Consider the following 13,805-nt stretch of genomic DNA (forward strand, 5'->3'; position numbering starts at 1 on the left):
TTTTTTCTTTACTCGTAATAGCCTTGTTCTATAGCTTCTAATGTTTGAATTTCACCAGATGTTAATTCTCTATTTTGAATACTTTTTATTTCATTATATATACGTCTTGCATTTTCAGAGGTTCCTTCAGGCAATGTTGTTTGATCAGCTTGACTACCATTAAATGAATCTTCACATTGACCGGAACCTACTACATAAGTTTCGTTTTCACTAGCTCTGACTGCTTCTTCCCAATCCTCGGCTGTCCAGCCTTCAGCTTTTGCTTTTTCCCACTCAGCTCACCTTCTTGCCAGCTTGCTGGCATATCGGAAAGGCCTTCGTTATAGGAACTATCTTCATTGGGATTATTTGTATTGGCTAAAGATTTTGTTTCTTCAGGCATTTCTAATTCAGTCAAATCAATTTCATAAATACCTATTTCTTTATCTTCATACATAGCTATCATTTTAACTGGGAAATCTAAGTTATCCAGAGAGTAAGTCTCTATTATGTCCACGGTTTTATCGGGTAACAGTTCATCAGAACGAGAGTTTTCTTTATCAACTTGCTCATTATAGGATTCGTCATCATCTGTTGATCCAAATGCATCTAAGCTATAGTAGGTATTATCGAGATCAACCTCAGAAGTTTCATTCTCTTGTTTAAATAAAACGTAATCATTAATAATATCAATAGGTGTGATATTGTTATCTGAAGTATTCTTTAATGAATACGTTATATATAACCCATAGCCATCTTCAGACGGACTTTTAACTATTTCAGAATTTTTATAAGTAAGTTCAAACTCGTCAGTAATGATTTTCCCATATTCGAAGTCAGCTTTCTGTTCTTCAGAAACAGAAGTCGTTTGAGAAGTTGTAACAGTTGGGGGAGTTGTACTTTCTTCATTATTAGAACATCCGGTCATTATTAAACCAACAAACAATAAGCACGGTACGACTTTTTTCATCTTCTTTCCTCATTTCTTTGATATAATATATTTGTACTATCTCAGAAATGGGTAACCCTTATCGAAGCTGGTCCTTTGATAGGGGTATTTTTATCTAGCATATTTAACATCGTAGCCCATCCCAATACTAAATTCTTCTATTAATTGACTATAATTATAAATGTCATCGTATTCGCTGGTGAAGTAGCTTATCATAAATCTATCTGCAGCATATTCCATTTTCGACTTTAAGACAAATGAGAGTTTATAAAGCTCGTAATTATCTTGATCTTCACAAGCATGCCCTAATTCATGAAGTAAAGCCTTCTTCGTATCAAAATTATTTAACTTACTATTCAATACAATTATATTTACAATTGGTAGATATTTCCCATGATCTTCCAAAAATTCATCATAAACTATTGTTATGTTCAACTTTTCAACAATTTCTAAAATCTGAGCATCCAAACAAACACCCTCTTATATTTTTCCGTCCAAGTATGCTTTTGCAATCCTCTCTAAAACTTGACGGTCATTTTCCGAAACTTCTTTACCGTTATAACTCATAACAGATTTCAAAGCTTCTTCTATGGTCATTTCTTTTTGTTTTTCGGACATTCCCATGTGTGGGTTGTCTGTCCTTCCTAAAAGGTAATCTGTCGATACGTGAAAGTAGTTTGCAATAAGCTCTAAGGTCTCAGCTTTTGGACTACTCGTTCTCCACTGATAGATAGCATTTTTAGATAATCCATTATCTTCTGCAACTCGATTTAAACTTTTCCCCTGTTTTTTTGCAAGTTCTGAAACCCTTTCAAATAAACTCATTTTCAACCATCCTTCTTGCAAATGAGTTATTTATCCCAAAGTATAATAAAAAATACTTTACAATTATAAAGTTATGGGATAATATTAGCTCATAAGCAAATTAAATACGCTAATAAATACAGAAAAACACTTATATTTATTAAAAACAATCGAGGTCGGGAAACTAAGAATGTTTAATATATAGGTATTTTTCCGTCTTTTTATTAACCATAAATCAATATTATAAAACTTTGGGATGGATGTCAACTATTTTAGCGTATTTTGTTCGCTTTATTAAAAAAAGGAGGTGTGGGTATGTCTAAAGATTTCATCGTTAAAGTTAGGGTTGAGTTAGCACGGTACGATAAAACACAAAATTGGCTTGCTGAGACAATTGGAATTTCGAAAACATATATGTCTGACATTATGAATGGTCGACGTAAACCGGATAAACAAATAAAACCAATCGAAACAGCTCTAGAACAGCTTAAGAATTCACATTAGAAAGGAATGGAAATATGAAAAAACCAACTATTCCGGAATTAATCAAAATGGCTACGGATAAGACTTCGATTTCTGAATGGGATAGGCGTGAGGATTTAATGATTCGTTTCAATGGGTTATCTCGTACTACTTTAAATACGTATCAAAAAGAGATGGAGAGTATTCCTGAATTTAAAGAAGGAGTTTTAAAACCAACACATAGTGTAACTTGGATTCATCTTGGAACATTCCTTTGGTATTTGAAATGGAAAGAAGCTAATCGTTATAGATCAAAAAAATTGAGACCTTCAGAGGTTGCATAAAGAAGAGGAGCCGAAGTGAAACAAAATAAAAACTCCTTCTGCAAAAGGAGCTTTAATAACTATACATTTTAAAAAACAAAATTTTAGCAGTAGCGTTGTTGAAATTTATCCATTAGACCATCAAAAAAATTCTTTTGTAACTGGCGAGAAAAAGACTCAGAAACGCTCTGAGAAAATTCTTCGAAAAATTCAATTTCTGTTGGAAAAGATTCGGCATTATTGAAATCTATTTTGAAATCTTTGTTAACAGTCTTGAATACGGTTTGTTTGAATAAGTCGTCGACGTCCATATCAAATTTTTCCATAATTATTTCACCTCCTAACGAGGTAATTATATCAAAGAAAGGAATGAAAAAATGAATACACCACAAATTTTTAATTTCGAACAAAACGAAGTTCGGACAATCTTAGTAAATGACGAACCATATTTTGTAGGTAAAGATGTAGCAGGAGTTTTAGGATATTCGAACACTAAAGATGCCTTGTCACGACACGTAGATTCGGAAGATAAGACGGGGTCGCGAATCACGACCTCAGGTCAATCAAGAGAGATGACGATCATCAATGAATCAGGGCTATACAGCTTAATACTTAAATCCAAGTTACCAAACGCAAAGAAGTTCAAACGTTGGGTGACAAGCGAAGTCCTTCCAACAATCAGAAAAACAGGAAGCTATACAAACGTACCTAAAAGTTTCGCTCAGGCATTGCGACTAGCAGCTGACCTAGAAGAAAAGAACCAACTGCTCGAACAGCAAATCGCTGAATATGAACCGAAAATCAGTTACCTAGATATGATCCTGTCATCAACTGATACAGTAGCAACTTCTCAAATCGCAGCAGATTACGGAATGTCGGCAATCGCACTGAATAAATTGCTTAATGAGTTAGGTGTTCAGCATAAAGTCAGTGGTCAATGGATTCTGTATCGTAAACACATGAACCAAGGATACACAAAATCGCACACAAGCGAGATTCCAAAAGCTGATGGCGGCGTAAAAGTTGTGATGAATACAAAGTGGACGCAAAAAGGTCGTGTCTTCATTTACAACTTATTAACTGCAGAGGGTTACTATCCTCAAATGGATCTGCTGGATTAAAAATAACCCCACACGGAAGGAGGGGCTAGCGTGAATTTATTTTACATTATGTTCGTTGCGATTGTTTGGATGATAATTCCGCTTTGTACTTACTTCATGAAGAAAGTTACTCAAGATAGTTTTATTACCAAAGTATACGCAACATATGCTTCAATCATTGGAATTCTATTTACGTTGCTTGTAATTTCTCAATCTCTTTCTTGATTGTGGGAATAATTTGTTCGTGAAGAAGATTTGAATCTACAGAATCATCATCATCGAAATCTTGAGTTGCTATTTGATTAGCGAAAACTCTAAAATATGCTGCTTTATCAGCTGGGATATAAGGGAGTATCAGATAGTAACTAATGACTAAATCAGATATTTCGGCTGAAGTCGCTTCATATGAAAATTCGCCAATCAATCTAAGATAATTTTCAAACAGTTCTCTTTTATGCAAGGTTATATTTTTGAAGTTTTCTTGAGCAAGATCAAGTTGCTTCATTTTAGCTAAATGACGGTTATTTATAAATGCAATAACAATAGGAGAGAGTATAGACACAAAAGTAACAACGATGGATAAAACAATTGTTGAATTAGATTCCATATCAGCACCACCAGTTTTTAAACAATTATATCAAAGGAGGAACCGCATGAAAATCACTATTTCAATAGAAACAAATGGATCGACAATGCAGCATACCGTTTCTACAAAAGAAGAAGCCGTCGCTTTGATCGATACTTCAAGGAGGAGCCAGCATGAATAAAAAATGGTTAGCAAGTCTAAATAGAAATCACTTTTACAAAGCACGACAACTTCAAGCGATTTCATATTTGAGCATTGGTTTAAACATCGTCCTTTTGTTAACACTGATTTGGATCATGGGGGTTAAGTAGTATGACCAGAGCTGAAGCGCTACGTATAGGCAAAGTTATTGCTGATCGCTGGTACAAGCATAACAAGCCATTGATTCAGTAAAGGCAGAATATTGAGCGAATGAAGAAATGGAGGGATATGGCTTGAAGGTAGTGTATATCGAATCTAATCATGGGAAGAACAAAAACTATGTAAAGAAACTGTCTAATGGAATGTGCCTATTCGGAAAAATCGAGGAAGCTATTGAATTTGATGAGGAATCTGCCAACAAGATTCAATTGTTTCTTGAAAGGAATTTGGGTAACGCATTTGTAGTTGAATCCACAAAAAAAGACTCCGGCCGGCAAGCATAGAGTCTTACGAAAAAATATTTACCTAAGTTTACCACATATCGAGAGGAGTGGGAAGATGTCAGATTATATCGCAACAGATTACGACAACCTGATTCAAGACGAAAGCAGCCACGTGTTCCCAAATATCCATTCTGAGGAGCCACAAGAAGAGGTTGACCCATCGGCGCATTGGAACGAAGACGACAACGAAACGCCCGTACACTCAGCGGACTGGTTGTTTATAGGCTACAGAAAGAACGGACTGACACGTACTAAGTTTGTCTTACAGCAAGAAAACTTTCTAAGCATGGTCGAGGAATTCGGACCATCATCATTGCTTATGAACGAATTAAAGATTGTCAGCGGAGCAGATTGGTTAGATCAAAGATTGGAGGAGTTTAGGTGAGTAAACAGTTTACTGAAAAGCAAAACGAGATATTTAACTTCTTGTTTACCTTAGATGTTAATAACCATGTTGAAAAGAAGAAAACAGGAAGTGTACAACTCAGCTATCTTTCTTGGGCGTGGGCATGGGCAGAAGTGAAAAAGAAATTCCCAACGGCGGAGTACGAAATAGAAAAATTCGACAATAGCCTTCCTTATGTTTTTGATCCCAACACTGGCTATATGGTTTTTACGAAGGTCACAATCGAAGGCCTTACACACGAAATGTGGTTGCCAGTGATGGACGGGGCTAATAAAGCGATGAAAGCTAGTCCATATACCTATGACACAAAGAAAGCCAAAGGGTTAAGAGTTGATGCAGCTACCATGTTTGACATTAACAAAACGATAATGCGTTGCCTAGTAAAGAACTTGGCAATGTTTGGATTAGGATTGTATATCTACGCTGGTGAAGATTTGCCTGAATCCCCATCTGCCAGTAAAGAACAGTTAGAAGAACTGAAATTGTTGTTTGAAGAAGCGTCGAGTTTGCTGAAACGATCGCCGAAGACATTTGAGAATCAAGCTTTGGCACACTTTAATTACTCTGGAAAATTTGAGGATATAAACGAATCATTTTATGAGTTGCTAAAAGAGTATACGCAAAACGGTATTGATCAAATGAAAGCTGCTCAAGAAAACAAAGAGAAGTGATGTAAATGAACAATCTTTCGTATCTAGCAAAAATAACAAAAGTTGATGAAGATCAAATTACTTTGCAGCTCAAAGAGTCGCTAAACATCGAACGACTTAAAACAATCTTTGATGGATATGACGGCGAGCGACAAGCAGAAATATTCATCAAAGACCCACGAGGGTTCACAGTCGAGCAGAGGCGCTTCACATTTGCTTTAATGCAAGACATATATATTTACACTGGCGAACCATTAGAGAGCCTTAAAGACGTGTTCTATTGGCAATTTCGATATTTCACAGGGAAGAACATTAGCTTGTCGAATCAATCGGAGAACACAGTCGATGAAGTCTCAACATTAGACGAATTGATAATAGATTTTATCTTCGCAAATGACATTCCATTTCGTGAAGGCTATGAGATTCCGCCACAAAATGAACAGTACTTTTTCTATAAATGTGTGACAAATAGGATTTGCTGCATTTGCGGTAAAAAGAACGCTGACATCGATCACTTTGACAAAGCTTTGGGAAGACGAAAGCGGAAAGAAGTTGATCACACAGAATTTACATTTGCAGCACTTTGCAGAACCCATCATACCGAAAAACACCAATTGGGGATTACAGAGTTTAAGAATAAGTATCACGTTATCGGGATCAAATTGAAACAGGAAGAAATAAAAAAATTAAGGATTGGAGGATAAGGAGTTGGCAGAAACAAGAACTCAAATATTTCGACAATCAAAGACAAATAACTACTCAATTATTCATAACGAAATACTCAGACGTAATGACATTAGTTGGAAAGCAAAAGGAATCATGTGTTATGTCCTTAGCCTTCCAGATGATTGGGTAATTTATTTAGAAGAATTGATTGAACATGCTACTGATAAGAAAGCGAGTTTTAGAAGTGGATGGACTGAATTAACTGAAAAAGGATATGTGCGTAGGTTTCCGGTTAGGAATGAATCTGGAAAAATCATCGAATGGCGAACTGAAATTAGAGAAAACGTTGATTTAACAACAAGTTCACCACTTACCGATTTTCAAGAAGTAGAAAACCAAGAAGTAGAAAACCAAGAAGTAGAAAATCGGAAGCTACTAAGTACTTATTCTTTTACTAATGACTTACAGATACCAAGTACTGAATTGTGTATAGACAGTTTTGAGAATTTTTGGGAAAGGTATCCGCAAAAGACCCAAAAGAAAAAAGCCAAAGAACAGTTCAAGAAGAAGATAACAAACCAGAATTTACTTGACCAATTTGAGAATGGTTTTTCAAATTACTTGGCTTATATAAGTTTGAATGATTGGTATCATCCCCAAGAGTTTTTTAGATGGATTAGAGATGAGCGCTATAAGGATCAATATGATTTAGCGCCGAAAACTTCTTCTCCTCAAAAGACAAGACGCGAAACTTTGCCAGATTGGGCAAAGGAACCAACTAATTACACAAAGAATAAACCGAATGTCACAGAAGAGGATTTAAGGGGGTTTTTAGAAGATGTCGGAGACGAAGAAGGATTTTAGTAAGCCAGTAAAACTTATTTACAGCTTGCTTCCCCCTGATCAACAAGAACTTATGCGATTTCCTCTTGAATCGATGACGGGTTACGTCAAGGAAACAGGAGATACCGAAGCGAAGGGTGCAGAAGCAAAATTTAGAACGTTTATGCTTGTATACCGCCATTACCTAATAAGTGAAAGACTTGTTAAGAGTAACCATTTCGGAAAAAACTTTCTCCAAGCCACTACAGATGAACTTTGGTCGGAAGCTCAACAACTTTACGTCAACCTAAAAAATGGAGGTAAGTAATATGGAAAAAGTTATTTGCTTAGATGGATGGCGGTTCGATTTTCCAAAAAGAACGTTAGCAAAGGCAGCGGCTTTATTAGATTCAGGAATGAAGCCGACAGAGGTTGCGCAGGAGCTAAAGCTGACAGAAAGGGATATAGCGGTCATAACGTTAGACCTATTAGATAAACGAGATGCAATTTAAGAAAAACATGGTGATTACGATACTAGGAGAGCTAACAGACTTAAACAAATTCATCAATAGCCAACGGACGAACCGCTATGCAGGCGCTAAGTTGAAAAAGGAGAACACGGAAAAATGTTGCTATGCATTCTTGATGGCGAAAGCGGCAGGCCTGAGAGTGACAACGCCAATCAACTTGAAAATCACTTGGTACTGCAAAAACAAGCGCAAGGATAAAGACAACATTGCATTCGGGATCAAGTTTATCTTGGACGGAATGATTGAAGCGAGAGTGATCGCAAATGATGGTTGGGGTGAGGTAGCCAACTTTGAGCATCGGTTTGAAGTGGATAAGGATTGCCCAAGAATTGAAATTGAACTGGAGGAAGCAAAATGATAAACAATTTAACTTTGGTCGGAAGACTAACGAAAGATCCAGATTTGAAATACACAGGCAACGGAACCGCAGTTGCCACCTTCACATTAGCTGTGAATCGCAACTTCACGAATCAGAGCGGAGAGCGAGAAGCGGACTTCATCAATTGTGTTATTTGGAGAAAGCCAGCTGAAACATTAGCGAACTATGCGAAAAAAGGCGTGTTGATCGGAGTGACGGGGCGGATTCAAACTCGTTCTTACGATAACCAACAAGGACAAAAAGTTTATGTCACCGAAGTGATTGCGGACAACTTCCAGTTGTTAGAAAGCAAGAAAGCCGATTCTAGCCAAAATACACAAGGTAGCGGCGTTTCAAATAGTCAAACGAATAATTACACTCGCAACCAACAAAACACAAAAAGCGCAACGGCAGACCCATTTGGAAACTCGTCAATTGATATCAGCGATGACGATTTACCATTTTGAGAGGTGAGCAGATGACACCAACTCAAATCCAAATCAGAAACATGTCGGATAAGGACCTAGTATGGAGAAAGAAAGTGATCGACAGCCATGTCGAGAGATTGCTCAAGCAACAAGAATGGCTAGCCGAGGAAATGGAACGGAGGAGTAAATTATGAGACTAGCAGACACAGTAACAAGAGTGCAAGACGGTAAGTATAGCCCGCCGACACGTGTAGTCAGAAAGCAACGGAGAGTAAAAGCAGGCATCGAGTATTGGTGCGTGACCGAACGTTTTACAAAACCTTTCAAAGCAGTGTGTGTCAAAGTGCTTGAAAATTCAGCTATTGTGACGTTTGGTAGCGATCGGACAGTTGTTAGATTGCGAGATATGAAGAGGGTGGAATGATGGTTAACAAAGAAGATTTGTATCGGTTGGAAAGGTTAGTTAATACTCCAGGTGCTGATGAAGACGAAATCAGAGTTTTGAGAAAGGCTTTGTGGGGAAAGAGTTACGATCGACCAAAGCAGAATAGATACAACTCAACACCTGTCAGATTTACTTTTCCAGATGGTGAAGTCAAAGAATTCAGCACACAGCGTGAAACCGCAGAGATGTCAGGGCTGAACAAATGGACATTGGATCGAGCGTGCAGATTGCAGATACCTTTGAAAAAGGGCAATTTCGCAGGTGCAACGGTCGAGATATTGAGTCAGTAGTCGGAAGAAATAGTGGAATCGGAGGACAAAAAATGATTAAGCAAACAGAATCATATGTTATTGATCAAAAGAACATGCAAGTTGATGATTTCGTGGAATTTAAGCAAAAAGGCGAAGAACATTTCAATCGTGGAATCGTCACTTATGTTGACAGAAATACGATAAAAGTTGTTAGACGCTATCACGATCAGGTGAAAATCAGCGCTCACAGCATAGGAACTGGACTTTACGAAGTTAGAAAGTTGACTGTCAGCTAGCGACAGAAATACACAACTAAGAAAAGAGGAATAAGAAATGTTTAAATACGAGAATAAAGAGTTCCGAGCTAATTCTCTATCTCATGCCTATACGAAATTTTTAGATGAATCTTGGGGATCGCACTACGTTGATTACCTAAAACTAAATAATCTTGAACATGAAAAAATTTATGCGACAGAAGATATTGAGGAAGTTGAAAACCTTGTTGATGGATACTACAGATTGAAGCAAAAGTTAGAAAATGGTGCTGTTTTCCAAATCGAGGTTTGGGAAAACGGAGATGGGTCATATGATGGGCTTGCTCAGGTAGTTTAGTCAGTAATCCACCAAAATTGTGGAAATAAAAAAACTACCCTAAAAGAGTAGCAACAGAATCATAAATTATTTTTTTTGGAATCGGAAATTCCGTGTTTAACTGCCAATCTGATGATTCCATAAAGCATAAATCCTATAAAAATATACCAAATAAAAGCTAAAAAAGTTCCCAAAGCAATACCTCCTTTTAGGTATTGTAACATATTTTACCAAGTCAGTTATCCGACGAAATAGCAGAAAGCGAGGAATGAATGTGAGTGGTTTAAAAGAAAAAATTGCAGAAGCAATAAGCAATCACGTTTCACTCGAAGACACATACACGTACGAGTTAAAAAGAGTTAAGGCTGCTTTTGAAGTAGGGACCATGTCTTTGGAAGACTTCGAGGAATGGACAGAAAAAAATGTTGACGATTTAGCCAAATCTATCGTTGAGGCATTACAACCGCAACTCAACAAGAATCAGCAGATTGTGTTGGAGTGGTTGAAGGAGTATATGCTAGACGATTCTGATTTTTACAATACTATTTACGCATCAAAACAGTTGTATTCTTACGGAGTGCCTTACGGAGAAGAAAGTAAAGCTTTTACGAAATTGAACAACAGGGAGCTAGCCCAAGTCCTAGAATTTTTTTCTAAATGGGCGCAGGAACAGGAGGCAGAGTGATGAATGAACCCGATTATTGTGAACGGTGTGATTTGTACACAATGCAAAAGCAAGAGCCTGAACCAGATGAGACCGAAGACGTTTGGTACTGCCCGGTATGTGATCAGTTTGAAGTAAGAGTTAATTCCGCAATCGTCAGCGATAGCGAACAGGAGGGATAAGTATGAAACCGAGATATAGAGCATGGGATAAAGAAGAAAATCGTTGGATTAATATTGCATCTTTAGTATTTGATGAAGAAGGGGAATTGTGGTATTTGAGTCCGGTTATGGACGATTTTAATCCTGTTTATTATGAAAATGAACTTGGTAAAACATGGGAAATAATGCAATCCACTGGTTTGAAAGACAAGAACGATGTTGAGATTTTCGAGGGGGATATCGTTTCAGTAAGAAATCATCCATTTCAGAAAACAGAAAAATCGGGCGCGGGCATCGAAATTGATGGTGATTATGCGATTTCTTGGAATGAAGGCGACCTAACTTGGTGTGCTGGTAATCTTTTATTAGCAAGATTAAAACCTTATGTAACTGTCGCCGGCAACATCTACGAGAACCCAGAACTTTTGGATCAATCCAATGAAAGTTAATCATTATACGGTACTGGCTGTTGTATCAATACTGTTGACGATCGCTGGCTTGAGTTGGCTATCCTATACAATTGTGGACCAACAGGAACAAATTGAACAGTTACAAGAACAGCTGCAGTATGAGCAGATGAAGTACAAGATTATTATTAACGATCCGTTAGTTAGGGAAGCGATGGAAGCGGGAGGATGAAGATGTATAGACCACAATATTTAGAAGAACCAGAATCAACATACGAGAAGTATTGGTCTCACAATGGGTATTTGCCAGTGCAACACACAAGAATTATTTTATGGAGTGGATACAAGCGAAAGCAGAATCATGAAGTAGTGCCATTCAGAGGGCGAAGAAAACCGAAAACCCCGAAGGTTAGGCATAGAGGTGGCAATTTATGGCTATGACAGTTGCAGTAGCATTTTTTCTCGCAGTCGTAGCGACAGTGGTTGCAAGTGTGATTTTTGGTAAGGAAGATAATGAGGAGGGCAAGTGATTGGATTTGAAAGCTGCTGGCTCGTATGCTTATGATTTCTCTCACGGAATGCTGTTAGAATACGTATGGCAGCGACTGATCGAGAGTGAATTTGGAACAAGAAAAAAATACAGCGAAGAAGAAATTGAAGAGTTCGTCAGAGATTATATGGAGGTCGAGTAAATGTGTGAGTACTGTAAACCCGATCCAAGGAATAGGGAAACTTTGTATAGATCTGATTATCTGTGGTCGGGACGTACCGACTGTGTGGAAGTTGGAGTGAATGGCAATACAATGCATGTTACAGCTGAAGTTGATAATGCGGGTTACACTACAGAGTTTGAGATTACCTTCTGTCCTATGTGCGGGACAAAATTAACCAAGGAGGGCAAGTGATTGAGTAAGAATGATTCATTAATCAATGAGCTAGATAGAAAGTTTGCTAACTACCATGCATATAACAAAGAGATTGCTATACGAAAAGAGGAGCTGAAGCTTCGAGAAGTCGATGAAAATATCGGTGGCGGTCGAAGTAATATCATGAGCAATCCGATTGAGTCGCAAGTAATTAAAGAAATGTCTGATCCATACATTATGAATCGGGAGTTGTGGAAAAAGGCAGTCAAAGAAACTCTGAGCGATCAGAGTGCGGAAATAAGACAGTTGATCGAAACTAAGTACTGGGGAGAAGACAGTTGGATGGATTGGGTAAGTTTCGGCAAGAAGCATGGATATGCGAGAACGCCAATCTATCGTATTAGACAAAAAGTTTTACTCGATTTTGGCAGAAAGATCGGTGAAATCAATTAATTTGGGAAAGAAACGTGTAGTTTTCCCTGTGTCAAGAGGGGTAAAATAGTATTATCAGGTATCGCCCACAAGCACAACGGCATTCAACCTCCTTTTGATACGTAAAATTTTTCAGTGGGCGATAAATTATTTTTAGAAATAAATTAAAAGAAATTTTTTCATGTTAGTTGAGGGGGGAGGAACCATAAATTTTCTGTTTACGCGAACGTTAGTTCTTGTTATAATGTTCCTATAATCCTTATGATTATATCGGCTATAAAAGAAGGTTCAAAAGCGATTGTTTTTTTACCTTCTTTTTGATTTAATTGATATAGCTGATATAAAATTGATGAGGAGTTGAAAAGAAATGGTGAAACTTGCAACAAAATCTTATGATTTTTTTATGTATAAACATTATAGGAATAAAAAAGATATAACAGATTACAAAGTTTTAGATAAAAAAATTGATGAAGCGTATGTTTGTTTGAATGGTAAAGGGCAATCAGAGGTAAATTTTATTAAGTGTAATAGATCACTATACGTTGGGTTTAGTTACATAAAAAAAATACAGTTTGAAACTGGTAAGGCGTGGATTTTTTGTTTATCTAAAGTAGATACACAAAAATTAGCAATTGTAAATGATATTTCTCAACCTGTGCAAGACGGTAGAAGTGTATACGCTGAATCAAATAATGAAGGCCCTACAACTGAAACAGTTATATTATTCAACCCAGCTAATGGAGTAGTGGTTATACCAAGAAACCGCGGTGGTGTTAGCAAAAATCTATTAGTAACATTTTTTTATAAACTAGCACGCAAAAGTGGTGGAGATTTAGCTGTCATTGTTAATAATACTGATTTAGACAATGTTAGTAAGATAGATTCTATACACGAAATCGATATTTCTATACACAGAATTGTTGATACTGAAAAATTATCCAATCCTAGAAACAGCGCAAGAAAAGATCAGAAAACAATCGATAGATTAGAGGCTAAAAAAGAGAAGATAGTGTACACAGGTAATTTAAATGTCTTCAACGTAGTTAAATACTGTAGAGAACTGATTGGAAGTAAAGAAAATGAAGTGGGTAAGCTAATTTTAAAAGGTCAAGTCGGTGAGCGTGAACAGGTAATTGATCTTATAAATAACCGATTAATTTATATAGATGATAAGATACCATTAAATAGTGATGGAAAACTAACTGTTGAAAATATAGTTAATTCAATAGAAATGGCATACAAAGATAATGAGTTAATTATAGCTTTAAATAGACAATGATT

The 13,805-nt window shown here is 36.9% G+C and carries 28 protein-coding genes; 23 read left to right on the forward strand and 5 right to left on the reverse strand.

Annotated elements, in window-relative coordinates:
- Positions 1-190 precede the first annotated feature (190 nt).
- From A5878_RS03845 to A5878_RS03855, 3 genes are all read right to left on the reverse strand, one after another.
- Complete coding sequence (locus tag A5878_RS03845; protein ID WP_086294640.1) at positions 191-949, reverse strand: DUF5067 domain-containing protein; 759 nt, start codon at positions 947-949, stop codon at positions 191-193.
- 90 nt (positions 950-1,039) lie between these two features.
- The gene (locus A5878_RS03850) at positions 1,040-1,396 is read right to left on the reverse strand and encodes an ImmA/IrrE family metallo-endopeptidase (protein WP_086294641.1); all 357 of its coding nucleotides are present in this window, start codon (positions 1,394-1,396) and stop codon (positions 1,040-1,042) included.
- A gap of 12 nt (positions 1,397-1,408) precedes the next feature.
- On the reverse strand, positions 1,409-1,753 hold the full coding sequence (locus tag A5878_RS03855) for a helix-turn-helix domain-containing protein (RefSeq protein ID WP_086294642.1): 345 nt from the start codon (positions 1,751-1,753) through the stop codon (positions 1,409-1,411).
- 294 nt (positions 1,754-2,047) lie between these two features.
- Between A5878_RS03855 and A5878_RS03860 the strand changes: the two genes are divergently transcribed.
- Positions 2,048-2,236: a helix-turn-helix transcriptional regulator gene (locus A5878_RS03860; protein WP_086294643.1), complete on the forward strand. Its 189-nt coding sequence runs from the start codon at positions 2,048-2,050 to the stop codon at positions 2,234-2,236.
- A 14-nt stretch (positions 2,237-2,250) separates the two neighbouring features.
- On the forward strand, positions 2,251-2,538 hold the full coding sequence (locus A5878_RS03865) for a hypothetical protein (protein ID WP_179190617.1): 288 nt from the start codon (positions 2,251-2,253) through the stop codon (positions 2,536-2,538).
- 83 nt (positions 2,539-2,621) lie between these two features.
- Here the strand turns inward: A5878_RS03865 and A5878_RS03870 are convergent, their stop codons facing one another.
- Positions 2,622-2,843 carry a hypothetical protein gene (locus A5878_RS03870; RefSeq protein ID WP_086294644.1) on the reverse strand — a complete coding sequence of 74 codons (222 nt, stop codon included), beginning with the start codon at positions 2,841-2,843 and terminating at the stop codon, positions 2,622-2,624.
- A 51-nt stretch (positions 2,844-2,894) separates the two neighbouring features.
- Between A5878_RS03870 and A5878_RS03875 the strand changes: the two genes are divergently transcribed.
- Complete coding sequence (locus A5878_RS03875; RefSeq protein ID WP_086294645.1) at positions 2,895-3,638, forward strand: phage antirepressor KilAC domain-containing protein; 744 nt, start codon at positions 2,895-2,897, stop codon at positions 3,636-3,638.
- Between the two features lie 169 nt (positions 3,639-3,807).
- Here A5878_RS03875 and A5878_RS03880 read toward each other — a convergent pair whose 3' ends face one another.
- Positions 3,808-4,224: a hypothetical protein gene (locus A5878_RS03880; protein WP_086294646.1), complete on the reverse strand. Its 417-nt coding sequence runs from the start codon at positions 4,222-4,224 to the stop codon at positions 3,808-3,810.
- A 152-nt stretch (positions 4,225-4,376) separates the two neighbouring features.
- Between A5878_RS03880 and A5878_RS17450 the strand changes: the two genes are divergently transcribed.
- The 20 genes from A5878_RS17450 (at position 4,377) to A5878_RS03980 (ending at position 13,803) form a co-directional block, all read left to right on the forward strand.
- Entirely contained in the window at positions 4,377-4,514 is a 138-nt protein-coding gene (locus A5878_RS17450) for a hypothetical protein (protein WP_174784177.1), read from the forward strand.
- Between the two features lie 123 nt (positions 4,515-4,637).
- Entirely contained in the window at positions 4,638-4,847 is a 210-nt protein-coding gene (locus tag A5878_RS03885) for a hypothetical protein (protein ID WP_086294647.1), read from the forward strand.
- A 55-nt stretch (positions 4,848-4,902) separates the two neighbouring features.
- Positions 4,903-5,232, forward strand: coding sequence for a hypothetical protein (locus A5878_RS03890; RefSeq protein ID WP_086294648.1), 330 nt, complete (start codon positions 4,903-4,905; stop codon positions 5,230-5,232).
- Positions 5,229-5,924: a DUF1071 domain-containing protein gene (locus A5878_RS03895; protein ID WP_086294649.1), complete on the forward strand. Its 696-nt coding sequence runs from the start codon at positions 5,229-5,231 to the stop codon at positions 5,922-5,924. Before A5878_RS03890 ends, A5878_RS03895 begins: the two co-directional genes overlap by 4 nt.
- 5 nt (positions 5,925-5,929) lie before the next feature.
- The gene (locus tag A5878_RS03900; protein WP_086294650.1) at positions 5,930-6,607 is read left to right on the forward strand and encodes a putative HNHc nuclease; all 678 of its coding nucleotides are present in this window, start codon (positions 5,930-5,932) and stop codon (positions 6,605-6,607) included.
- A 4-nt stretch (positions 6,608-6,611) separates the two neighbouring features.
- Positions 6,612-7,433, forward strand: a complete 822-nt coding sequence (locus A5878_RS03905) for a hypothetical protein (RefSeq protein ID WP_086294651.1) — start codon at positions 6,612-6,614, stop codon at positions 7,431-7,433.
- A complete protein-coding gene (locus A5878_RS03910) occupies positions 7,408-7,719 on the forward strand; it encodes a hypothetical protein (protein ID WP_086294652.1) in 312 nt (103 codons plus the stop codon). The genes A5878_RS03905 and A5878_RS03910 overlap by 26 nt, the downstream gene beginning before the upstream one ends.
- Position 7,720: 1 nt before the next feature.
- Positions 7,721-7,903 (forward strand): hypothetical protein, encoded by a 183-nt coding sequence (locus tag A5878_RS03915; protein ID WP_086294653.1) that lies wholly within the window; start codon positions 7,721-7,723, stop codon positions 7,901-7,903.
- Complete coding sequence (locus tag A5878_RS03920; protein ID WP_252708604.1) at positions 7,893-8,279, forward strand: RusA family crossover junction endodeoxyribonuclease; 387 nt, start codon at positions 7,893-7,895, stop codon at positions 8,277-8,279. The genes A5878_RS03915 and A5878_RS03920 overlap by 11 nt, the downstream gene beginning before the upstream one ends.
- Positions 8,276-8,746: a single-stranded DNA-binding protein gene (gene ssb / locus A5878_RS03925; RefSeq protein WP_086294654.1), complete on the forward strand. Its 471-nt coding sequence runs from the start codon at positions 8,276-8,278 to the stop codon at positions 8,744-8,746. The genes A5878_RS03920 and ssb overlap by 4 nt, the downstream gene beginning before the upstream one ends.
- Positions 8,747-9,130: 384 nt before the next feature.
- Positions 9,131-9,442 (forward strand): hypothetical protein, encoded by a 312-nt coding sequence (locus A5878_RS03935; RefSeq protein ID WP_252708603.1) that lies wholly within the window; start codon positions 9,131-9,133, stop codon positions 9,440-9,442.
- Positions 9,443-9,474: 32 nt separating this feature from the next.
- Positions 9,475-9,699 (forward strand): hypothetical protein, encoded by a 225-nt coding sequence (locus tag A5878_RS03940; protein WP_086294657.1) that lies wholly within the window; start codon positions 9,475-9,477, stop codon positions 9,697-9,699.
- Between the two features lie 37 nt (positions 9,700-9,736).
- Positions 9,737-10,015 (forward strand): hypothetical protein, encoded by a 279-nt coding sequence (locus A5878_RS03945; protein WP_086294658.1) that lies wholly within the window; start codon positions 9,737-9,739, stop codon positions 10,013-10,015.
- 253 nt (positions 10,016-10,268) lie between these two features.
- Positions 10,269-10,679: a hypothetical protein gene (locus tag A5878_RS17665; protein ID WP_252708602.1), complete on the forward strand. Its 411-nt coding sequence runs from the start codon at positions 10,269-10,271 to the stop codon at positions 10,677-10,679.
- Positions 10,679-10,840 (forward strand): hypothetical protein, encoded by a 162-nt coding sequence (locus A5878_RS17455; protein ID WP_179190618.1) that lies wholly within the window; start codon positions 10,679-10,681, stop codon positions 10,838-10,840. The genes A5878_RS17665 and A5878_RS17455 overlap by 1 nt, the downstream gene beginning before the upstream one ends.
- Positions 10,841-10,842: 2 nt before the next feature.
- The gene (locus tag A5878_RS03955) at positions 10,843-11,268 is read left to right on the forward strand and encodes a YopX family protein (protein ID WP_086294659.1); all 426 of its coding nucleotides are present in this window, start codon (positions 10,843-10,845) and stop codon (positions 11,266-11,268) included.
- Positions 11,258-11,458 (forward strand): hypothetical protein, encoded by a 201-nt coding sequence (locus A5878_RS03960; protein WP_086294660.1) that lies wholly within the window; start codon positions 11,258-11,260, stop codon positions 11,456-11,458. The genes A5878_RS03955 and A5878_RS03960 overlap by 11 nt, the downstream gene beginning before the upstream one ends.
- Before the next feature lie 298 nt (positions 11,459-11,756).
- Entirely contained in the window at positions 11,757-11,918 is a 162-nt protein-coding gene (locus A5878_RS17460) for a hypothetical protein (protein WP_175496514.1), read from the forward strand.
- 213 nt (positions 11,919-12,131) lie between these two features.
- The gene (locus tag A5878_RS03975; protein WP_086294663.1) at positions 12,132-12,545 is read left to right on the forward strand and encodes a hypothetical protein; all 414 of its coding nucleotides are present in this window, start codon (positions 12,132-12,134) and stop codon (positions 12,543-12,545) included.
- Positions 12,546-12,891: 346 nt separating this feature from the next.
- Positions 12,892-13,803, forward strand: a complete 912-nt coding sequence (locus A5878_RS03980; protein ID WP_086294664.1) for a hypothetical protein — start codon at positions 12,892-12,894, stop codon at positions 13,801-13,803.
- The last annotated feature ends 2 nt before the right edge of the window (positions 13,804-13,805 follow it).

The organism is Enterococcus sp. 3G6_DIV0642, from assembly GCF_002140635.1.
Lineage (GTDB): Bacteria > Bacillota > Bacilli > Lactobacillales > Enterococcaceae > Enterococcus_D > Enterococcus_D casseliflavus.